Genomic DNA, 19624 nt, shown 5'->3' on the forward strand with positions numbered 1-19624 from the left:
ATCGAAAATTAAAAAAGGGCTTGGTGGCGGTCCGGTAATATTCATGATCCCGGCGAGGCAGCAGAGTTTTAATTCAAAACAGTCTGTCAGATGGCCGGTCATTCGCCGTGCTATTCCTTGGGATTTTCGTCGCCGGTTGGTATGCTGTTAATTCTGAACAACGTTTCAAGGTACTGTGATTGCCGTCTTTCCCCGAACCGGCCTTTGAACATCTGGGCAATCGTGCCATCGGAGAACATGGAATACAGCGCCAGCGTGAAGTCCTCGGGGAAGCCACTGTTTTCGTTGGAAAGAACCAAGGCATAGGGTTCATAAGCCCCCCGGGAAGATGGCGTTTCATCTGCGGGGCAGTCATTGTCCGTATGGTTGGCGCGATAGGCTTCGATAGCCGCCCGAACCAGATCGACATCTCCGAAATAGCGGTAAATCTCGCCGTTGCAGAACGCCTCGGTCGCCAAGGCATGCGATTCAAATGCCTGCGTACAAATGCCGACAGATGAGGGTGCCAGCTTTGCGGCTTTGTCAACTGATGGTCCGATGGTCGACCCTTTAAGGTATCCCCAAATCTCGAATTCAGGCTCTACCGGATCCGGCTCCGGCCAGATTTGCGGAGGCCAAACTTTTCGTTTCTGATCTTTGGTATCAGTCGGCAACTCCTTTTCTGTCGCCATGGCGTCCAGAATGGCATCACAAGCGCTCGCCCAGTCTATGCTCGGCTTTTTGCCAAACAACGATTTATCGGGTCGGCGAAGCCATTCCCAACCGGTAGGGTGTTCGCGCCCGCCACAAAAAACAGGCTTCAAATCCGGAAACTGAACGCATCGAAATTTCAGGACCGTTGCAAGCTGTTCTCGAAAAACCCTTCTGGGGTAACCCCGCTGAAAATACGATCCATTTGCCAGATAAAGGATGGGGGAAAAAACAAAACGTTGCAGGCCTTCACCGGTTTTTTTGTCCTGTAGATCCGTGAAAGTCTGCATTCGTTTCAGGTTTACAGTGGTTGGATCGCACAACAAGTCCACTGTCCCGATCTCGGTGGTGCAGGCTTCGTAGTCCTCTTCTGCATTTGTGCAATAACTGCCTTTGGACAAAAGGTCCGACCGTTGCTCGGCCGAGATTGGCACGGTGTCGAACGGGCGATCTGAGCGCACGAGTGCTTCGACACAGATATCCCAGAAAAGTCCGCGGTACTTTTGGCTCTTTTTGTCTTTCCAGATAAAGGGCGGCACATCGGTGCGCGCGCCCATGATGACGTTTCGATCCTCGCTTACAACGGTCTCAAGCTGGGTTTCTTGTCCAACTGCAAGCGCAGGTAGGCAAATCAGGCTCAGCAGGGTTATCCGGACAATGGCGTTCATTTCTCAGTCCCCACAACGTCCGAAGACATGCTGTCTGCGGTTTCTTTCGGGGCACGATAGAAGGCACGACGGGTAAGAACCTCGGACAGGCAGAACATCACCAAAGCGGCCAGAAAAGCGGCATAAAGCGTCGCCCAGATCATCAACCCGGCGTCAATATGATCGAACGACCGCGGATAATCCTGAGAAGCTGCCAGAAAAGACAGTTAGCGCATGACAGGGGTTATGATCAGCATCATGAACACACCCACCGCGACCCAGGCCAAACTGTCCAGAAAGGATAGCTCGCTCCAGGTTTTGGCATTCGATATCATTTGATCGCTAGAGGGATGCCCCTTGCGCTGTCGCTGCTCAAACCGACCGGCATCAGTCCACAATCGTTGCCTTGCATCTAAAAGCACGATCACTAGCAGCGCCAGACAGGCAGCCCGGAAGGAAATCGGGCCCATGTACTCAAACCGCCAGCGGATCGAAGTCATGAACTCTTCGAATGTCATGCGCCAGGCTTCTGCTTCGGTAGTCCTAGTTTCCGTTATCCATAACTGAACCGCGATGTTCAATGTCGTAGAAACCAGGAAGGCAATCAAGAACAGGCCCAAGGCTTGCGGCAGCCACCGCGTCCAGTGGTTGGGATAGCGCATGTTTTCCCACTTTCGCTGGCCGTCCTCAGCGACCGAAGTCATTCGGACCCAGCGAATGGTGATCGCAACGATTGTGGCAATGCAGTAGGTGTTGAATGCGTTGACCGAATACAGCCTGATCCTCAGATAAGTATCGCTGCTGAGCAAGCCCCATGTCAGGTTGTATTCCGCCCGCCCCGGCCACAGCACGGCCCAGGCGACCGTCCAGCTCAGCACGATTGTCAGCGTCCAGAACAGCGTCAGATTGTTGCCGCGACGCTGCATTAGTGGTTCGGTCTTGTTCTTGTAAAGGACGTCTACGAATTGCCGCAGCCTGGCCCGCGCGCGGCGTTGGCTTTCGGTTTGGGGCAGGGCGCTGATCATAGGGTTGAATGATGTCCTGTTCGTCGTAAAGGGCGATCAGCACGCAGAAATCGCTGGCCAACTCATCAGCGGCAGTGGCCACTGCATCCCAGCCTTCATGGGAAAGATCGGGACTGTTTGCGGCACTGAACAACTCGTTCTTTCGGCGGCGCAGTTCATTTTCGATTTCTTCGAAACGGTTTTTGTCACCAGCCCCTGTGGTTCGCAGCTTTTCATCCAGAAACCAGGCCGACGCCACAAGGACGACTTCGACATTCAGGATGAAATCATCCAGGTTACCCAGAAAGGGCTTGGCCTTGACGTGCAGATCCATGACCCGTTTGCGTTCGGGTTCCGAAATTAGATATTCGCTGGAATTGTCCTCTTCGCCATCTGTGAAGAACCGCAGAACCTTGGCGTTCGACCGCAATGCGTCCGAGGTATCGATGACCCAGGTCGGAATTCCTGCAACGCGATGCGCAAACATGCGCAGCCATTCATCCACGCGAACCAGCGCCTTAATGGATGGCGCCAGCCCAACCATGATCAGGGCCAGCCCCATGGACACTTCCGGTGCGATATTGATGCCTGAGCTGGAGTCCATAGGCTTGGAACTCGTGGCGGGTTCAAGACTTTTTATCCAGAATTCGGCCGCTGATGTTCCCATCGGCGCAAAACCCGTCGTCGGTTCGGATGAGGCGTCTGACACAGGGGCCGTGCTTGTCGACGCCTCGGTCGGCAACGTGCTGGCCCCAATCTCGGGCAACAGGCTTTGACCGCCGATTAGCGGCAACAGAACCTCCGCATAGGCGCACAGGATCAGATAGAGGATGATCAGCGAAAGCGTGTAGATGAAATAGGCATAGGTAACCTGTCGACGCGCGCGCAGCTTATCCGGCGTCAGGAAAAGGACCAGCCGATCCAGACGCTTGCCGGTCTCATAGGAAATCCGGTTAAAACGTTCATGGGAAAACGCGATTATTATGCCAACGCCAAAAGACAACGCGACAATGTCGTTCATAAGGTCCGCAGACATAATGTTACGGCGCTGTCTTATCGACAAGTTTCGCGCGAAGGGTCGCAACCCACCTGAGAATGCAGCGAAGAAGGGGATGCTGCAAACAGCGAAGCGAACAAAACGACTAATACCAAAGTTGACTTCACAGCAGATACCCCCTCACATCGTAAACAAAACAACCTGCATTATAGTGATTGTTTCGATTCTATCAACCCTTGGTTGGATCTCGGGGGTGGGATCGGCGTCGGGTCAGCTTGTGCTGCCTTGTTCGGGTTTCCTTTTATCTGGCTACAAGCCATGCGGTTTGTGGCAATCAGGATCTGTTCGATAAGGGGAAGGATCGCCTAGGTGATTGATCCCAATTTTTTGATGGATCTGGTCAGCAGTGAATTCGTTTGGCTTTGAAGTCCATATCTTGTGGATGTTTAGGTCATGTTGACAAATAGCGCAGCCATAGGCGGATAGACGTAATATCGACGAAGCCAAGGAAACTCTCGGCTGTCTTGTCGTAGCGGGTTGCGACCCTGCGGGCGTTCTTGAGCTTGTTGAAGCATCGTTCGACCAGGTTTCTAAGCCGGTACAAGGAACGATCCACACCGACGCGTTTCTTGCGGGACCGGCGCATGGTGATCACGGGGCGAACGCCACGGTCATTCATAGACTTACGAATGCCGTCAGCGTCATAGCCGCGGTCGGCCAGCAATATCTTATGCTGGGGCAGGTTTTTTGCCATGACCAGGTCAAAGCCCAGATAGTCGGACGTTTGCCCTGGCGTGATTTCGGTTCTCATGGGCAGACCATGCGCGTTGACGAGGAGGTGGATCTTGGTCGCGAAGCCACCTCTAGAACGGCCGAAACCCTGTCGCGGAGTCCCCCTTTTGCACCCGCTGCCTGATGATGGGCCCGGATCACGGTGCTGTCGATCATTTGCAGGGCGTCTGGCACGGCCCGCTTTGGAGACTTCTTTCGAAAATTTTTTTCTATGATTCACCCATGTTCAAGATGGACTTTCCGAGCAGAGTAGACCAATGGAAATATACTTCAGCCTATGTCCCCAAGAAGTTCCTGGAAGACGGAAACCTCCAATTTGGTCAAAGGATTGAAACCACGGAGCTACGATTTTAATCGGTTTTCGAGAATTTTATTCTTCCACAACATATTCTGAGGCACCTTATCAACGGAGAGCCAATCATAACTGACTGGAGCGAGTACGACGCGGCGATCGGATGACAACTGGGCTTGCCGCTCGATAGTTGGCATAATGAACCCTATCGGTGCGTGGAGGGCGTTGATCCGCCGAGCAACAGCAGCCATTGGCGCAGCCGCAGCGAATTGACGCTTCGTCCTGCGACCTGTGAATTCGGGTGACAGATATCGCCGCAGCATGCTTGAATGGCTGGTTTTCATGCCGCGCAGCGGCGCCGAAAATAATGCAGTCGCGGCGATTTTGCTGCTGCGAGCGCGCGCAGCGAATAAATCCAAGGTACAGGTTGGGCTCAAAGCAGACCAGCACGTCCACCGCAAAAAAGCGCGCCCTTTCAGGCGCGCTTTTGCATTTCAAACCCTCTCAGGCTTATCAGACCTTGCCGTCCTCGGCGTCTGCGGCCGCCGGCTCATCGGGATGGGCTTCCATTTCCTCGCCGTCATAGTAGCCCTCCGCGCGCAGCTTTGCCTCGCGCTTGGCCTCTACCCGGCGAACCAGGAAGATCGAAACCTCGTAAAGCCCGTAAACCACCACAAACAGGATGATCTGGGTGATCACATCCGGCGGCGTCACAAGTGCAGCCAGCACCAGGATCGCCACCACAGCGTATTTGCGGACCGCCCCCAGCCCCTCAGCGCTCACCAGGCCGGCCTTGCCCATCAGGGTCAGCAGCACCGGCAGCTGGAAGCAGAGGCCAAAGGCCACGATGAACTTGATCGTCAGGTTCAGATACTCCTGAGCGGACCCCTGGAAAACCACGCTGAGACCCTGATTCACTTCCTCGCTGCTTACAGCCTCGCCGCCAGAGCCGAACTGCTGGAAGCCCAGAAAGAAATCATAGGCCAGCGGGGTAACGACATAGAAGGCAAAGCTGGCGCCCAGAAGGAACATGAAGGGCGAGGCGACCAGGAAAGGCAGGAACGCCCCCTTTTCGGACTTGTACAGCCCCGGTGCCACGAACCGCCACATCTGGAACCCGATATAGGGAAACGCCAGGATGAACCCGCCCAGGAAGGAGATCTTGATCGCGACAAAGAAGCCTTCCTGCGGGCTGATGAAGATCAGCGCACAGTCCTGGCCGCTCTCGGCCAGCACCTGGCACAGGGGGGCGGTCAGGAAGTTGAACACCGGCGTCGCCACGGTGAAACAGATCACCATGCCGGCGATGAAAGCCAGCACCGAATGGATCAGCCGGTTGCGCAGTTCGGCCAGATGCTCAATCAGCGGCGCGGTTGAGTCGTCGATCTCATCCGTCTTGCTCATGACTTGGCCTCTTCTTCCTTCGCTGCCGCGGGCTTCAGCGCCGCCTCAGCCGCTTCAGCCTTGGCCAATGCTTCCTCGGCCTCACGCGCCTTGCGCTCTGCTGCGGCGCGCGCTGTCGATGCCTGGATCTTCTTGGCATCCTCCGCGCGTTCCGCCGCCAGCTTGCCGGTCTCGCTGTTAGGGTCGTATTTGGTGGGGTCGATCGAAGACGCCATTTCCTGTGCGGCCTGCTTGACCCCATCCATGGCAGTGCTCATCGGGTTCGACGCGGCCTTCAGCCCTTTGGCGACCTCATTGACCCCGGCCTCATCCGCGGCATCGTGCATTGCCCGGCTGAATTCACGCGCCATCCCCTTGGCCTTGCCGACAAACCGCCCCACGTTGCGGAACAGCACCGGCAGGTCCTTGGGGCCGACGACGATCAGCGCGACAACGCCGATGACCAGCAGTTCGGTCCACCCAAGATCGAACATCCGCGCTTAGGCCTTGTCTTTTTCGGTCGCAGTTTCGGCGCCTGGGGTGACGTCCTTGGCCGCGTCTGCGGCGTCCTGCTCCAGTTCCTTGGTGCCTTCGTTAATGCCTTTCTTGAAAGAGGTGATGCCTTTGCCGACCTCACCCATCAGCGAGGAAATCTTGCCGCGGCCGAACAGGACCAGCACCACGACAGCGATGAGAAGAAGGCCAGGCAGGCCGATGTTGTTGAGCATGTGAGTCTCTCCTTACTTGATCCGGCGCGTATTTCGGGCGCCGGTGGAATTATTCGCTACGGGTTTAGCGCGGGCGCGGCTTTGAGCGAAAGCAACTCCGCGTGCTTTAGGCACCGGCAAGCGCAGGATTCCGAAGTTTTTGCCGCCCGCCCGCATCCAACTGACAGGTTTATGTCAGTTGCAAGTCGGTAAAGCCAGCCCATCACATGAACAAAGGAGAAACGTGATGAGCAAACATGTCGCCGAAATCGTGACCTTCAAACTGGCCGATGGCGTGAGTCCCGCCGATTTCACAGCCCTGATGCAGCGCACCGAGGGCTTCGTGCGCGCGCAGGACGGCTTTGTCACCCGCCAGCTGAGCCAGGGTGAAGACGGAAAATGGACCGACTATGTGGTCTGGAAGGACATGGCAACGGCGCAGAAAGTGGCGCAGACCTTCATGCAGCAGGACTTCGCCCCTGAAGTTGTTGCAGCACTGGCGCCGGACAGCGCCAGCATGCGCCACGAAGAGGTGCTGTGGCAGATGACGCCCTAAGCCTGCCGGGCTGCGTCTGAAGGCCGGAACACTGCAGGTTGCGCCTGCGGGCCAGGCGCAGCCCTTGACCTCCTGACGCCACCGCGCAAAGGCTAGCCCCATGCGCCGCACCGACCGCCTTTTTGAAATCATCCAGATCCTGCGCGACGGGAAGCTGCACCGCGCCCAGGACATCGCCGAACGGCTGGAGGTCTCCACCCGCACCATCTACCGCGACATGGACACGCTGGTGGCCTCCGGGGTGCCGGTGGAGGGGGAGCGCGGCGTCGGCTACATGGTGCGCGAGCAGATCAGCCTGCCGCCGCTCACCCTGACGCCGGAGGAGCTGGAAGCGCTGAACCTCGGCATGGCGATTGTGGCAGAGGCTGCCGACCCCGGCCTGAAGGCCGCCGCCCTGTCGCTGGCCGCCAAAGTGGACGCCGTGCTGCCGGAACAGACCATTGCCGAGGCCGACGCCTGGAAATTCGCGGTCTACCCGTTTTCGGACGCCGCCCGCGCCCTTGCCCATATGCCAACCCTGCGCGCTGCCATCAAAGCGCGCCAGAAACTGCAGCTCAGCTACCGGCGCATCGACGGCACCCTGACAGAGCGCAAGATCCGCCCGCTGCACATGGAGTACTGGGGCCGGGTCTGGACCCTGACCGCCTGGTGCGAGACCCGTAATGCCTTCCGCGTGTTCCGCGTCGACCTGATCGAGGATGCTTCCGCCCTGCCCGAGCTGTTCGTGGACGAACCCGGCAAGCGGCTGCAGGACTATGATCCTTTCGGATCCTGAGATCCTTCCTTCATCTGGCTGAAAATATCCCGGGGGAGGCCCGCCGGGCCGGGGGCAGCGCCCCCTACCCCAGTTCAAACGAGGTCACCCCGTAAATCAGATCCGTGTCCAGCAGCGGTGCAGGCCCGCGGTACATCCGGGCGGTTTCAAACACCGGTTCAAGACCGAGGCTGCGCGCCAGATCCACCGCCGCGGCATGGGGTTCCGGCACATCCAGAAACACCTCCTGCCCCGCAGGCAGTTCCTGCAGCAGGCGCGCCAGAACCACCTCGGCAGCCGGGCGCGACACCGCCACCAGCGGCCCGATCTTGCAGCCGCTGCCGCAGGGCCGTAGCGTGCCGAAGCCAGCCAACTTGCCATCCTTGTAAGCGGCAAAGGAGCGATGCCCCGCAGCCCCCAGCCACTGCTGCCAAAAGGCCGTGCGCGGCGCCGGGAAGACGCGCGCGTCCAGCGCTTCCAGCTCGGCCGTCGGTGCCGAAAGCGGCGACAGATCAAAACCCTCCGGCGGCGCCGGCCTGTTGCCGGGCACCCCGCCAAAGCGGATGTTGCGGTACGCCAGCTCAAAGCCGGAGCGTCGGTAATTGCCTTGCTGGTCCACCACACCGTCCAGGCCGACAACCCGGCTCCCGGCATGCTCCAGCGCTTCCTGCCACAGGGCATAGCCGTAGCCCTGGCCGCGATGCTCCGGCGCCACGATGTAGAAACCGAGGAAAGAAAACACCTCGACGTAGTTCACCACCGAGATGCAGGCGACCATCTGCCCGTCCAGGAACCCGCCCCAGAACCCCTGCGGATCCGCCGAGGCAAAGCAGGCCGCATCCCGGTGGCCCGGGTTCCAGCCTTCGCGCGCGGCCCAGTCAACAGCGGTCTGGATTTCCGCGACCGCCAGCGGTCTGATCTGATAACTGCCCTGCATCTGCACCTCCTGTCTCGTCGGGTGCAGAATGCCCGCTAACACTCAGGCAGGAAAGACAAAACAGCGGTTGCGGCGCACCGTCAGCCACATCACCCGGCCTGCCTCCGGCAGGAACACATTGGGCACCGTGGCTTTCAGAACCGAGCCGTCGAAATCCATCCGGAACTCCACCAGGCTCTCGCTGCCCAGAAATCGCGCGCGCTCCACAACCGCGCGTGCCGGCACGCCGTCGCTGGGGGTCGGCAGCGGCCCCTGCCCGCCGCGGTCGAAGTCGATGCGCAGATGCTGCGGGCGGAACACAATCTCCACCGCGGTGCCATCCGCCACGCCAGGCGCCAGAAACTCGCCAAAGGCCGTGCGTGCCAGCGCGCCGTTCACCTCGGCCTTCAGGACGTTCACATCGCTGAAGAAAGACACCGCGGCCTTGTCCACCGGGTGGGTATAGACGTTATAGGGTGCGCCCTGCTGCACGATCCTGCCGCCGCGCATCAGCGCGATCTCATCCGCCATCCGCATCGCCTCTTCCGGCTCATGCGTCACCAGCAGGACGGCGGTGTCTTCCTCTTTCAAAAGGCTCAGCGTCTCATCCCGGATGCCGTCGCGCAGCCGGTTGTCGAGGCCGGAGAACGGCTCATCCATCAGCATGATGCGCGGCCGCGGCGCAATCGCGCGGGCCAACGCCACCCGCTGCTGCTCGCCGCCCGACAGCTGGTGCGGGTAGCCGTCGATGAAGCGCTTCAGCGACACCCGGTTCAACAGTTCCTCGACCCGGGCGCGTTTCTCGTCCTTGCTGCCCTTCAGGCCAAAGCCCACGTTGTCAGCGACGCTGAGGTGCGGGAACAGGGCGAAATCCTGGAACATCAGTCCGATCTCGCGCCGTTCGGGGGGCACCCGGAACACGGTGTCGCAGATCAGCTTGCCATCGACATAGATCTCGCCGCTGTCCTGCATTTCCACGCCGGCAATCATCCGCAGGGTGGTGGATTTGCCGCAGCCCGAGGGGCCCAGCAGACAGGTCACCTGCCCGGCCCGGATCTGCAGCGAGACATCGTCCACCACCGCGCGCCCCTCGAAGAAGCGCCGGATATTGCGGATTTCCAGCCGCGGCGGGGCAATCGTGCGGCTGATGCCGGCGGGGGCAGTGTTCATGAGGCCTCAGTGCTGTTTCCGATGAAAACGCTTGGGTTCACGCCGGGATAGCAACCCAGCGGCAGCGCCGCAAGCGGTCTGCCCCTCTGGACACACGGAGACGAGGGCAGCGCCCGCCCCGTGGGGGGCGGGACGGGCGCTGCCCGCCCCATCGGCCGGGCGTTACATTCCAATCATACTGGAAGTGATTAGCAGCAGCCTGCCGCAGCACCGTCCTGCTCCAGCCCGTTGAAAGGCGAATTGCCGCCGCAACCCGCAAAGATACCGTAATGGGTGTCAAACGAGCCGATGAACTCGAAATGCGGCGCAAGACGGGTGTCCTGCAGCATCATCCAGGTGTTACCGCAGACCGGGAACACCTTTCCCGCCTCGATCACATGGTGGTCATCCAGTATCAAACGGTGCGGCGCGTGGTCGATGGTGCCCTTGTAGATCACCGCCTGGCCGTAATCTTCGCAAGCCGGCTCCAGCGCGGGCAGCTTGAACAGCCGGTAGGTGGCCGACAGGAATTTCAGCGGCTGCACCCGTTTTTCCAACACAGGGTTTTCAATGGTCAAGAGGCGCGAGGTCACCATCCGTGGGTCCTTGAACCCCGCCTCCTTGGCGATTGACAGAAAATCGTTCCAATAGAGCGCCCCGGACAGGCATTCGCCGTACAGAACCTCATCCTCTGCCATCTCCTGCGGCACCCGGCGGTCGGCATAGACATCGGAGAAATACATCTCCCCGCCTTCTTTCAGCAGATGATGCGCGCCGCGCAGCACAGCGCTCTTGTCGGTGGCCAGGTTGATCACGCAGTTGGAGACGATGATGTCAAAGGAGCCCGGCTCCAGGTCCAGTTCCTCCAGCTGTTCGATAAACCCGTGGTGAAACTCGACGTTTGACTTGGCATAGCCGAAGGCCTCAGCGTGGTAGTCCTGATGGCGGCGCGCCACCTCCAGCTGGGCGGGCGTCATGTCGACACCAACGACCTTGCCGTGCTCGCCCGCCAGCGCCGACAGCGCATAGACGTCCCGTCCTGCACCGCAGCCCAAATCCAGGATGCGCGCACCCTCCAGCGCTTCCGGCGCAATCAGCCCGCAGCCGTAGTAGCGGGTCAGCACCTCATCGTGGATTTTCGACAGCACCGCCTTCACATGATCCGGCATGTCGTCCGGCGTGCAGCAGGCGTTGGTCTGGAGGTCATCGCTGCCTTGCAGCACCTCGCCGTAATAGGTCTGCACGTTTTCATGTTTCATGGGGGCGCCTTTCCTGCTGTGTCAGGAGCACAGGGATAGCGGCCCCCAGCCACCCGGGCAATCGGGCCGGCGGGAGGCCTGACGCAACTGTGATAGAGCGTGGGCATTGCGGCTGCCCGGCCTTCCGGCCGGGCGGAGTAGAAATTCGATGATGTGGCTGAGGCTCACCCTTCCGGCAGCAATTCAAACGCGGCCTCTGCCCGCACCTTGCCGTTCACCATCAGCTCAATCCGGTGCGGCCCCGGCACCAGCTTGAAGGTTGTGGCGTTGCCCTTCAGCTTGTGGCGCTTATCCAATTTCAACAATTTGCCAGAAATTTTCGATTGCTTCAGCTTGAACACTTTCGCCGATATCTTGCCGCCAGGCCGCTGGAAATGAAGGATATAGTCGACCAGGACCGGTGACCCCGCCTGCCCCTCCAGATGTGCCGAGAACTCCAGGGCATCGCCAATCCGAACATTTTGCGATTTCAGTGCGATTTCAGCGCTCAAGTCCAGATCCGGGTCATAACCCAGCATCTTCATCGCCCGCGGGTGGCCCGCCTTGACCAGCCCGCGCAGCGCATGCGAGGTCATCCAGCCCAATTCCTTGGCCGACTGCACCCCGGCTTCCTGCCAGCGCTCCAGCCGGTCCATAACCAGATCCGGATCCTTCTTGGCGATGTCGTTCAGGTGGTTTGCGATTGACCGGGTCACATAGCGGGTCGGGTCGGAATGCAGATGGTCCAGCAGCGGCAGCGGCTCATCCAGCCGCAGCCCCACCGCCTCGCCCCAGGGCAGCCGCGGCCGGGTGCCTTCGCTGACCAGGCGGCGGACGTGATAGCTGGAATGTGTGGCCCAATCCTCCATCCGCGCCAGCACCTCTGCCGGCCAGCGGTTCAGGAAGGGGCGGATCGCCCATTCCATGGAAAACCGCTGGGTGATTTCTTCCAGCAGGTCCAACGAAAGGTCCGGATGTGCCTCAACGCCTCGTGCGGCCACATACTCACCCAAGGGAGCAAAGATGAAATCGCCGAAATCATCATCGGTTTTCGACGGGTCCAGTGGCGGCGGCAGCGCCTTCAGCAGCACCGGAGCAGCGTTGTGCAGTGCCTCCGGCAGGTGATCCGCCAGCACATCCGCAATCAGCGTCATCCGCTGCTTCAGCTCCAGCGCCGGCAGGTCTGCCATCACTTGGGTTTCAAACGCTTCAGCATCAAATCCGCCGTCCGCAGCCGCGAACAGACCCGCCAGATACCGGACCTTCTCACGGTTAAATAACTGGTCCTTCAGGGAAAACCCGCCATCCATATGCCCTGCCCCTCCTTACATCGTGCTGTTGGTGGCGCCGCCGTCCAGCAGGATATTCTGCCCGACGATGAAGCCCGCATGCTGTGAGCACAGGAAGGCGCAGGCGGCGCCGAACTCCTGCCGGGTGCCATATCGGCCAGCGGGAATCGTGCCGAACCGCTGCTTCTGCGCTTCTTCGGGCGTGATCCCCTGCGCCTTGGCGGCACCGCCATCCAGCGCCACGGCGCGGTCGGTGGCATGGATGCCCGGCTGCAGGTTGTTGATCGTAACGCCGTGGCCCGCCACCTGCCGCGAGGTGCCCGCGACATAGCCCGTCAGCCCTGCACGGGCCGAGTTTGACAGCCCCAGCACCGACACCGGCGATTTGACAGAGACCGAGGTGATATTGACCACCCGGCCCCAGCCGCGCTCCATCATGCCGGGCAGCAGCGCCTTCATCAGCGCAATCGGCGCCAGCATGTTGGCGTCCAGCGCCTTGATGAAGTCCTCGCGGTCCCAGTCGGTCCACATGCCCGGCGGCGGACCGCCTGCATTTGTGACCAGGATATCCACCCCCTCCGCCGCATCCAGCACCTGCTTCTGGCCCTCCGGCGTTGCGACATCCGCAGCCACCGTTACCACGTCGACACCGTACTGATCACGGATGGCCTGCGCTGAGGCCTCCAGCGCCTCTGAACCGCGGGCGTTCATCACCAGGTTCACACCGGCCTCCGCCAGCGCCTCCGCGCAGCCGAGGCCCAACCCCTTGCTGCTGGCACAGACCAGCGCGCGCTTGCCAGAAATACCCAGATCCATCGTCGTCCTCCCTCCGGATTCTTCGCCGTTTGGCGGAGAGTGCACCGCCCGCCTGCCAAAGGCCAGCCCCGGCCGGCCGCTGACGCAATCGTGAAGCTGCCGGAAAATCAGCCCCGTTCCACCGCCATTGTGCCACATTCCGCAGGCATTTCTGTTGGACAGCGCCCCGTGCGCTCCCTCATATGGACCAAGGCCAACCCGCAGATGGGACAGACAGTGACCGCCAGCCTCTCCTCCGTTCAGGCCTACCCGGCCGAGCGTTTCCGTGTGGAATACGGCGCCAATTCCGGCGATCCGCTTGGCGTGCTTGAGGATCTGGTGCTGGATGACATCTACCTGCTGAACAGCCCCGCCCCGCCGCAGCGCCTTGGCATCGCCGCCCATCACGACGGCAGTTTCACCGTTGCGGACGGCAGCGCCATCGGCGCCCCCGGCGCGGTGCTGCATCTTGACTGCCTGCTGACCCTGATGCCCGACCGCGGCCCCAACACCGAGACGCTGGTGATGGTGGAGGCCGACGCAGAGGGCTATATCGCCGCCATTTTCCTGGTGCCGCTGGCGCCGCTGCAGGCTCAGATGCCCTACACTCTGGTAAAGGCAGAACGCGAGCCCGCCCGGCGCAAGCTGGCACAATCGGCCTGTGTCTCCTTTACCCGCGGCACCCGCATCACCCTGTCGACCGGCGAACAGCGCCCGATCGAGGAGATGCGCGCAGGCGACCGGGTGCTGACCCGCGACGACGGCATCCAGGAAGTGCGCTGGGTCGGCCAGTCCACCCTGCGCGCGGTGGGCGACCTGGCGCCGATCCTGATCCGCAAGGGCGCCCTCAACAACTCCAACGACCTGATCGTCAGCCCCAGCCACCGGCTGATGGTCTACCAGCGCCGCGACGAGATCGGCGCCGGCGCACCGGAACTGCTGGTGCGCGCCCGCGATCTGGTGAACGGCGGCAGCGTTGTCGTGCTAGATGGCGGCTTTACCGACTACTTCCAGATCCTGTTCGACCAGCACCACATCATCTATGCCGAAGGCATTGCGGCTGAGAGCACCTTCCTGGACCCGGTCACCCGCCAGGTTCTGCCCGAGGACTTCTGGGCCACCCGGCCCGGCAGCCTGCCAGCGGCCCACACCCGCGGCGCCCATGGTCTGGACGTGAACCGCTCCCTCCTGGACCGGCCGGACGCGGTGCGGCTGCTGAAACGCTCCTCACTGCGCTGAGCAGCGGCAAGGCTGCGGAACCGTTTCTCTTTCGCCTCAGACAGTTGCGTGAATACGAGCAATTTGCTGCCAATTGCATCTGTATTTAGTGGTTTCAAACTGACACTCACACCAGATCCTGCTATTCTGCTGCCAACAAAAAAGAGAGCAGTATGATCAGGCACTTTCTCCTCACCTTGGGGCTCATGCTTGTTGCATGGCCGGCCGCGGCGCAAAAAGCAGGCGTCGGCGCATGGGAGAACTCCAGTTACAGCATCCTGTCCTGGATCGAGGACACCCCCGGTCTTGGCTGGTACTACAACTGGCGCCCGGATCAAATGTACCACAAGGGCCGTCAAAGCCGCTCTGTCGAATTCGTGCCGATGATCCACGGCGCCCGCGACGTGAACAAGCGCATCCGCTCGGACCACAGGGTCAGCGCACTACTGGGCTTCAACGAGCCGGACGGGCGCAGCGGCGGCCATCAGGCCGGGATGAGCGTGAAACAGGCCATCAAACTCTGGCCCAGACTGGAACGCCACGGGCTGCGCCTGGGCAGCCCGGCCACCACTCAATCAGGCACCTTGGGGCACAACTCCTGGCTGCGCCGCTTTATGGATCAGGCGGAAGCCAGGGGGCTGCGTGTCGACTTCATGGCCGTCCACTATTATTCCGAGGATGGCAGCGTGAAGGACTTCGAACGCTGGCTGCGGGCCGTCCACCGCGAATACGGCCGCCCCGTCTGGGTGACCGAATTCGCCCATATCGATTGGACCCGCCCGGCATCCGCCAGCCACGCGCAGAACGCTGCCTTTGCCCGCAAGGCGATTGCGATGATGGAGCGCCTGCCCTTTGTCGAGCGCCACGCCTGGTTTGCCGCCAACCCCTATCCCTGGCAGGGCCGCGTGCCGCAGATCAACCTCCTGAACGATGACCTGAGCCCGACAGCCGCAGGTGACGCCTTTGCCCGCGCGGTCAGCCGGGCTGCCGGCCTGCAGGTGGCCAGCAACTGAACCAACGGCCAGGCGGGACACCCCCCAATCCGGCATCTGGGTTTGCGGCGGCAGTGCATCCGGCCATCCGGTGCGCCCCGTCCTTGGGGCCTGCCTCCTCCCCGTGCACACCGCAGTTCCAACAAAAAATCAAGGCGTTTTCTGCGGATGAAAGAGATGCTGCATTGCGGAAACAAAGGACGCCCGGTCAACTGACCCGTTTCGAAAGAAGAGGTACACGCTGGGGTTTTGTTCACACAATGTTAATCGCGTAAAAGCACAATGAACCTGGCGGGCAAGGGATTGTGATTACATGCCGGAACATTCACCCGAACTGCATAACTGGCGCCGGCTCTTCGGCCGCGGCCATCTTTCGCTGATCCATGCTCTGATCATCGGGCTGTCGCTGATGATGACTTTCGGGGCCTGGTACTATGCAAAAGCGCAGACCGAGACCCGCACAGAAAATGCCTTCAAGGCCGCGCGCGACCAGGCGGTCGGCCTGATTTCCGCCCGGATGGCGAAATATGAGGATGCGCTCTGGGCTGGTGTCTCCACCGTGCAGTCTCATGGCGGCGATATGAGCTACCAGGAGTGGAAGGAATTTGCGCGTTCGCTGCGTGTGGACGAACGCTATCCCGGGATTAATGGCATCGGCATCATTCATCATGTCGAGCCGGACCAGTTCGAAAGCTATCTGCAGACCCGGCGCCAGGAACGCCCGGGATTCTCCGTTTACCCGGAGCATGATAACAGCATCCGCCTGCCCATCTCCTTTATTGAGCCGGAGACCCTCAATGCAGCCGCCGTTGGCCTGGATGTCGCGCATGAAGTGAACCGCCGGACGGCGGCCCTGGCCAGCAGCGCGACCGGCGGCGCCCGGATCACAGGCCCGATTGTACTGGTGCAGGATGAAAGCAGCACCCCGGGTTTCCTGTTTTACGCCCCATTTTACACTGGCGGGCGCAGTGCGGACACGGCGCCTGGTGAACGGCATCTGGACGGCATGGTTTACGCACCCTTTGTGGTCCGCAAGCTGATGGCTGGCTTGCTGTCCAAGGACCTCAGGAATGTGCGCTTCAGTATCAGCGACGGCGCTGAGATGATCTATGACGAACACGATCCCGCTGACCCTCAGTTCGACTCCTCTCCCAGGTTCTCCGAAAAAGTAGAGCTGGAGATCTATGGCCGGACCTGGACACTCGATTTCCGCACCAGCCTTGGCTTCCGGCAAGCGCATTCCTACTCCCAGCCAGTGCTGATACTGGTCGGCGGCCTGGTGATCGAGGCACTGGTGATTTCGCTGCTGTTCCTCATGGCGCGCTCCAACCAGCGCGCCAGGGCCTATGCTGACCGGGTCACCGCAGACCTGAAGGAAAAAACCGCAAAGCTGGAGAAGGCCCACGACGAGCTGGAGCAGTTTGTCTATATCACCTCCCATGACCTGAAGACGCCGGTGCGCGGCATCGGAGCGCTGACAGAGATAATCCAGGAAGACCTGGAAGACTACTTCAACTCCGCCGATGCAGATCCCGATGTGGCCGCCAACCTGGCCCTGATCACCGAACGGGTGGCCCGGATGAACAATCTGACCCAGGGGGTGATGGAATACGCGCGGACCGGCGCTCATTCAGCCGAAGACGAGGAGCTGTGCCTGCAGGATACGATCAAGGCGCTCCGGTCCGACTTTGGCCTCTCCGGCCCCCAGCTGGAGCTGAGCGGCAACGCAACCCGGATCTCCACGGATACCTTCAACTTTGTCCGCGTGCTGGAAAACCTGGTTGGAAATGCGGTCAAATACCACCCGGATCCGGAGCACGCGAAAATCGCTGTCACCGTGGATGACATGGGAAGCCGCTATGCCGTCTCGGTCCGCGACAACGGCGGCGGCATCGCCCCGGAGCACCACAGCAGGATCTTTGATGTCTTTCAAACCCTGCGCCGCGCGGGGGAGCCGGAAAGCACTGGCATCGGCCTCGCCATCGTTAAAAAATCTGTGGAAAAGCATGGATTTGAAGTGACTGTCCAATCCGAGATCGGACAAGGAGCCGAATTCCGGTTCAGCTGGCCCCGCAAGGGCCAAGCAGCCCCGGACGCACACCAAGACAAAGCTGCCTGACGTGGAGAACACTGAATGAATATCCTTCTGGTTGAGGACAATGACGTGGATGCGCTCATCCTGGAGCGCACGCTGAAAAAGCAGTCCCCGTCAGCCAGGATCGTGCGGGCCTGCGACGGCCTGGAGGCGCTGGAGATCCTCACCTCTGAGCGCGCGCGGGACCTGCTGCGCCCCTTCTTCATCCTGCTGGACATCAACATGCCGCGCATGAACGGGCATGAGTTTCTCGAGCAACTGCGCGCCAAGGAAGAGATTTCCGGCAACATCGTGTTCATGTTCACCACCTCCGACAACCCCAGGGACATCGCCCGCGCCTACCACCGCAACGTGAGCGGCTACATCGTCAAGCCAAGCTCCTCCGCAGGCACCAAAAAGGTGCTGAGCGCGCTGCAGGACATGTGGGAGATATGCACCCCGCCGCAATGCGCCACGGCGTGACGCAGAGCCTGCATCCGCTGCCGCAGCCGGCATGGGCCGGACATGCGGCCACTGAAATCCCGATCAGCGGAACTGCACCTCGCTGATCGCGGTATCCCGGTATCTGGTGCCGTAATAGACGCCGCTCAGCGTGAGGGTGATCCAGGTCACCTCCCCCAGAGGCGGCAGGCGCAGCTCTTGCAGCCCGTCCCGGTCCTCCAGCACCACCTCCTGCCGCACCCCGGCCGAGGTCTCCACGATCAGCGACCGCACCCGGCCGTTCTTCAGAAAGATGTCGCGGCTCTTGCCATAGCCGTTGGCCACCAGCACCCGGCTGACCTGCTGCGGCGCGTCAAAGGCAAACCGCAGCACTTCTCCCTCGCCGTCATCCGCCCGCCCCTCGACCCAGGCGGTGCGGGCGCTGCCGTCCGAAAGCATCGCGCCTGAATAGGCATTGCGCCCCTGCGGCGCCAGGTGGGAGGAGACGCACAGCTCCGCAGGAACCGCGCCGAACCGCCCCCGGTTGCAGGCATAGGCCGGGGTGGCAGGCAGCGGCAGATGCCGCGGCGGCTGCGGCGCCGGCGCTTGCAGCCCCGCCAGCGCCTCCAGCGCCAGCAGCACATAGAAATCCTCCGGCCGGTCCCGGTGCGCATCAACAAAGGCCTGCCAGGCCGCGCGGGTCCCGATCCGCTCCGCCAGCTGGTACTTCCGGGCGATATCCTCCACCGGCGCCGCAGCGACGGCCGCAGGCTGCGCCGCCGCCGCGGGCCGGCTGTGGAAATAGAAATCCCCGGTGATCGAGCTGGTCTCCCACGGCACCTGCCGCTCCTGCGTCACCGCCAGCACCTCGCTGCGGGCCGCCTTGAACACCGCCTCGATGGTGCGCCCGCCCCCGGCAGAGATCGCCCCGGCCAGCGCCCTGGTATAGGGGGAGTTGGCGCCGCTGCCGTCCAGCGCCACATCGCCCGGCGCGGTGGCATAGGCAATCAGCGTGCCGCGCGGCGCATCCACCGGCGCCAGCCCCCGCGCCGCCGACCGGGTAGAGCCGGCAAAGGGATTGTTGCGGCAGGCATCCAGAATGACGATGTTGATGCTGGCATTCGATGAATTCATCACCCGCAGAAAGCTGTTCACATTGACCGCTTCCAGGTCGATCTCATCCTCGCTGGCGATGGCGGCGCTGACCGGCACCAGATAATTCTCGCCCTCCACCTGCACCCCGTGCCCGGCATAATAGAACAGCCCGGCCTCCACCCCCTCGCCGCGCAGCCGCCGCCCGAACCGCAAGAGCGCCTGCTTCATGCCGCCTAGATCCGCGTCCAAGAGCGTGGTCACCTCAAACCCCGCCCCCTCCAGCGCCGCCGCCATCACCCGCGCATCATTGCCGGGATTGGCCAGCGGCGCGGTATGGGCATAGTTCGAATTGCCCACCACCAGCGCAATCCGCTCCCCCGCCCGGGCCGGCGCGGTGGCAAGCGCCAGGAGCGCCAGCACCACTCCCGCCGCCGCAGCCCGGAACAGCCAAATCCGATACAGCATCCCGCTTCTTTCCCTGTGGTTTGCAATCAAGGGCTTGCGGGTATCTAGGCAAAGGCAGCGGCAAAAATCAATCGGGGGGACTGGCGGGACCTTGCAGACCTTCGCTGCGGGTGCAGTGCAGTCAGCCAGA

20 protein-coding genes and 1 pseudogene are annotated in these 19624 nt (G+C 61.4%); 6 read left to right on the forward strand and 15 right to left on the reverse strand.

All coding sequences use genetic code 11. The features are described from left to right. Positions 1–110: 110 nt before the first annotated feature. From N6L27_RS04110 to N6L27_RS04150, 9 genes and pseudogenes are all read right to left on the reverse strand, one after another. Positions 111–1358, reverse strand: coding sequence for a hypothetical protein (locus N6L27_RS04110; protein WP_271905815.1), 1248 nt, complete (start codon positions 1356–1358; stop codon positions 111–113). Continuing rightward, positions 1355–1501, reverse strand: a complete 147-nt coding sequence (locus N6L27_RS04115) for a hypothetical protein (RefSeq protein ID WP_271905817.1) — start codon at positions 1499–1501, stop codon at positions 1355–1357. The genes N6L27_RS04110 and N6L27_RS04115 overlap by 4 nt, the downstream gene beginning before the upstream one ends. A 63-nt stretch (positions 1502–1564) precedes the next feature. Further along, positions 1565–2041, reverse strand: coding sequence for a hypothetical protein (locus N6L27_RS04120; RefSeq protein ID WP_271905819.1), 477 nt, complete (start codon positions 2039–2041; stop codon positions 1565–1567). After that, positions 2025–3362 (reverse strand): hypothetical protein, encoded by a 1338-nt coding sequence (locus tag N6L27_RS04125; protein WP_271905820.1) that lies wholly within the window; start codon positions 3360–3362, stop codon positions 2025–2027. Before N6L27_RS04125 ends, N6L27_RS04120 begins: the two co-directional genes overlap by 17 nt. 427 nt (positions 3363–3789) lie before the next feature. Continuing rightward, positions 3790–4310, reverse strand: a pseudogene (locus N6L27_RS04130) (IS5 family transposase); the annotation flags it as partial. A 162-nt stretch (positions 4311–4472) separates the two neighbouring features. Then, positions 4473–4841, reverse strand: a complete 369-nt coding sequence (locus tag N6L27_RS04135) for a hypothetical protein (protein WP_271905822.1) — start codon at positions 4839–4841, stop codon at positions 4473–4475. A gap of 94 nt (positions 4842–4935) precedes the next feature. Continuing rightward, positions 4936–5826, reverse strand: a complete 891-nt coding sequence (gene tatC, locus N6L27_RS04140; RefSeq protein ID WP_271905823.1) for a twin-arginine translocase subunit TatC — start codon at positions 5824–5826, stop codon at positions 4936–4938. After that, a complete protein-coding gene (tatB, locus tag N6L27_RS04145) occupies positions 5823–6299 on the reverse strand; it encodes a Sec-independent protein translocase protein TatB (RefSeq protein ID WP_271905824.1) in 477 nt (158 codons plus the stop codon). The genes tatC and tatB overlap by 4 nt, the downstream gene beginning before the upstream one ends. A 6-nt stretch (positions 6300–6305) precedes the next feature. Beyond that, positions 6306–6533 (reverse strand): twin-arginine translocase TatA/TatE family subunit, encoded by a 228-nt coding sequence (locus N6L27_RS04150; RefSeq protein ID WP_271905825.1) that lies wholly within the window; start codon positions 6531–6533, stop codon positions 6306–6308. Between the two features lie 226 nt (positions 6534–6759). On the opposite strand from N6L27_RS04150, the gene N6L27_RS04155 reads away from it, so the two are divergent. Next, a complete protein-coding gene (locus N6L27_RS04155; protein ID WP_271905826.1) occupies positions 6760–7068 on the forward strand; it encodes a hypothetical protein in 309 nt (102 codons plus the stop codon). 100 nt (positions 7069–7168) lie between these two features. Further along, positions 7169–7843 carry a helix-turn-helix transcriptional regulator gene (locus N6L27_RS04160; protein WP_271905827.1) on the forward strand — a complete coding sequence of 225 codons (675 nt, stop codon included), beginning with the start codon at positions 7169–7171 and terminating at the stop codon, positions 7841–7843. Between the two features lie 64 nt (positions 7844–7907). On the opposite strand, the gene N6L27_RS04165 is transcribed toward N6L27_RS04160, so the two are convergent. The 5 genes from N6L27_RS04165 to N6L27_RS04185 all read right to left on the reverse strand — a co-directional run bounded on the left by N6L27_RS04165 (position 7908) and on the right by N6L27_RS04185 (position 13230). Continuing rightward, the gene (locus N6L27_RS04165; RefSeq protein ID WP_271905828.1) at positions 7908–8759 is read right to left on the reverse strand and encodes a GNAT family N-acetyltransferase; all 852 of its coding nucleotides are present in this window, start codon (positions 8757–8759) and stop codon (positions 7908–7910) included. A 42-nt stretch (positions 8760–8801) separates the two neighbouring features. Next, complete coding sequence (locus N6L27_RS04170; protein ID WP_039179106.1) at positions 8802–9908, reverse strand: ABC transporter ATP-binding protein; 1107 nt, start codon at positions 9906–9908, stop codon at positions 8802–8804. 188 nt (positions 9909–10096) lie between these two features. Further along, positions 10097–11146 carry a methyltransferase domain-containing protein gene (locus N6L27_RS04175; protein ID WP_271905829.1) on the reverse strand — a complete coding sequence of 350 codons (1050 nt, stop codon included), beginning with the start codon at positions 11144–11146 and terminating at the stop codon, positions 10097–10099. 164 nt (positions 11147–11310) lie between these two features. Continuing rightward, on the reverse strand, positions 11311–12435 hold the full coding sequence (locus N6L27_RS04180; RefSeq protein ID WP_271905830.1) for a hypothetical protein: 1125 nt from the start codon (positions 12433–12435) through the stop codon (positions 11311–11313). 15 nt (positions 12436–12450) lie between these two features. Further along, on the reverse strand, positions 12451–13230 hold the full coding sequence (locus N6L27_RS04185) for an SDR family oxidoreductase (RefSeq protein ID WP_271905831.1): 780 nt from the start codon (positions 13228–13230) through the stop codon (positions 12451–12453). Positions 13231–13434: 204 nt separating this feature from the next. On the opposite strand from N6L27_RS04185, the gene N6L27_RS04190 reads away from it, so the two are divergent. From N6L27_RS04190 to N6L27_RS04205, 4 genes are all read left to right on the forward strand, one after another. Continuing rightward, positions 13435–14448, forward strand: a complete 1014-nt coding sequence (locus tag N6L27_RS04190; RefSeq protein ID WP_271905832.1) for a Hint domain-containing protein — start codon at positions 13435–13437, stop codon at positions 14446–14448. A 185-nt stretch (positions 14449–14633) separates the two neighbouring features. Then, positions 14634–15440, forward strand: a complete 807-nt coding sequence (locus tag N6L27_RS04195) for a glycosyl hydrolase (protein WP_271905834.1) — start codon at positions 14634–14636, stop codon at positions 15438–15440. Positions 15441–15732: 292 nt separating this feature from the next. Beyond that, positions 15733–17538, forward strand: coding sequence for a sensor histidine kinase (locus N6L27_RS04200; protein WP_271905835.1), 1806 nt, complete (start codon positions 15733–15735; stop codon positions 17536–17538). A gap of 15 nt (positions 17539–17553) precedes the next feature. Further along, complete coding sequence (locus tag N6L27_RS04205; protein ID WP_271905837.1) at positions 17554–17976, forward strand: response regulator; 423 nt, start codon at positions 17554–17556, stop codon at positions 17974–17976. Between the two features lie 63 nt (positions 17977–18039). Here N6L27_RS04205 and N6L27_RS04210 read toward each other — a convergent pair whose 3' ends face one another. Then, positions 18040–19494 (reverse strand): caspase family protein, encoded by a 1455-nt coding sequence (locus N6L27_RS04210; RefSeq protein ID WP_271905839.1) that lies wholly within the window; start codon positions 19492–19494, stop codon positions 18040–18042. Positions 19495–19624: the final 130 nt, after the last annotated feature.

The organism is Leisingera sp. SS27, from assembly GCF_028368855.1.
Taxonomy (GTDB): Bacteria; Pseudomonadota; Alphaproteobacteria; order Rhodobacterales; family Rhodobacteraceae; genus Leisingera.

Bases quoted from the DNA above. Each gene is read 5' to 3' on its own strand.
- N6L27_RS04110 (WP_271905815.1), bottom strand. From the start codon at position 1,358: ATGAACGCCATTGTCCGGATAACCCTGCTGAGCCTGATTTGCCTACCT.
- N6L27_RS04115 (WP_271905817.1), bottom strand. From the start codon at position 1,501: ATGATCTGGGCGACGCTTTATGCCGCTTTTCTGGCCGCTTTGGTGATG.
- N6L27_RS04120 (WP_271905819.1), bottom strand. From the start codon at position 2,041: ATGACTTCGGTCGCTGAGGACGGCCAGCGAAAGTGGGAAAACATGCGC.
- N6L27_RS04125 (WP_271905820.1), bottom strand. From the start codon at position 3,362: ATGAACGACATTGTCGCGTTGTCTTTTGGCGTTGGCATAATAATCGCG.
- tatC (WP_271905823.1), bottom strand. From the start codon at position 5,826: ATGAGCAAGACGGATGAGATCGACGACTCAACCGCGCCGCTGATTGAG.
- tatB (WP_271905824.1), bottom strand. From the start codon at position 6,299: ATGTTCGATCTTGGGTGGACCGAACTGCTGGTCATCGGCGTTGTCGCG.
- N6L27_RS04150 (WP_271905825.1), bottom strand. From the start codon at position 6,533: ATGCTCAACAACATCGGCCTGCCTGGCCTTCTTCTCATCGCTGTCGTG.
- N6L27_RS04155 (WP_271905826.1), top strand. From the start codon at position 6,760: ATGAGCAAACATGTCGCCGAAATCGTGACCTTCAAACTGGCCGATGGC.
- N6L27_RS04160 (WP_271905827.1), top strand. From the start codon at position 7,169: ATGCGCCGCACCGACCGCCTTTTTGAAATCATCCAGATCCTGCGCGAC.
- N6L27_RS04165 (WP_271905828.1), bottom strand. From the start codon at position 8,759: ATGCAGGGCAGTTATCAGATCAGACCGCTGGCGGTCGCGGAAATCCAG.
- N6L27_RS04170 (WP_039179106.1), bottom strand. From the start codon at position 9,908: ATGAACACTGCCCCCGCCGGCATCAGCCGCACGATTGCCCCGCCGCGG.
- N6L27_RS04175 (WP_271905829.1), bottom strand. From the start codon at position 11,146: ATGAAACATGAAAACGTGCAGACCTATTACGGCGAGGTGCTGCAAGGC.
- N6L27_RS04180 (WP_271905830.1), bottom strand. From the start codon at position 12,435: ATGGATGGCGGGTTTTCCCTGAAGGACCAGTTATTTAACCGTGAGAAG.
- N6L27_RS04185 (WP_271905831.1), bottom strand. From the start codon at position 13,230: ATGGATCTGGGTATTTCTGGCAAGCGCGCGCTGGTCTGTGCCAGCAGC.
- N6L27_RS04190 (WP_271905832.1), top strand. From the start codon at position 13,435: ATGGGACAGACAGTGACCGCCAGCCTCTCCTCCGTTCAGGCCTACCCG.
- N6L27_RS04195 (WP_271905834.1), top strand. From the start codon at position 14,634: ATGCTTGTTGCATGGCCGGCCGCGGCGCAAAAAGCAGGCGTCGGCGCA.
- N6L27_RS04200 (WP_271905835.1), top strand. From the start codon at position 15,733: ATGCCGGAACATTCACCCGAACTGCATAACTGGCGCCGGCTCTTCGGC.
- N6L27_RS04205 (WP_271905837.1), top strand. From the start codon at position 17,554: ATGAATATCCTTCTGGTTGAGGACAATGACGTGGATGCGCTCATCCTG.
- N6L27_RS04210 (WP_271905839.1), bottom strand. From the start codon at position 19,494: ATGCTGTATCGGATTTGGCTGTTCCGGGCTGCGGCGGCGGGAGTGGTG.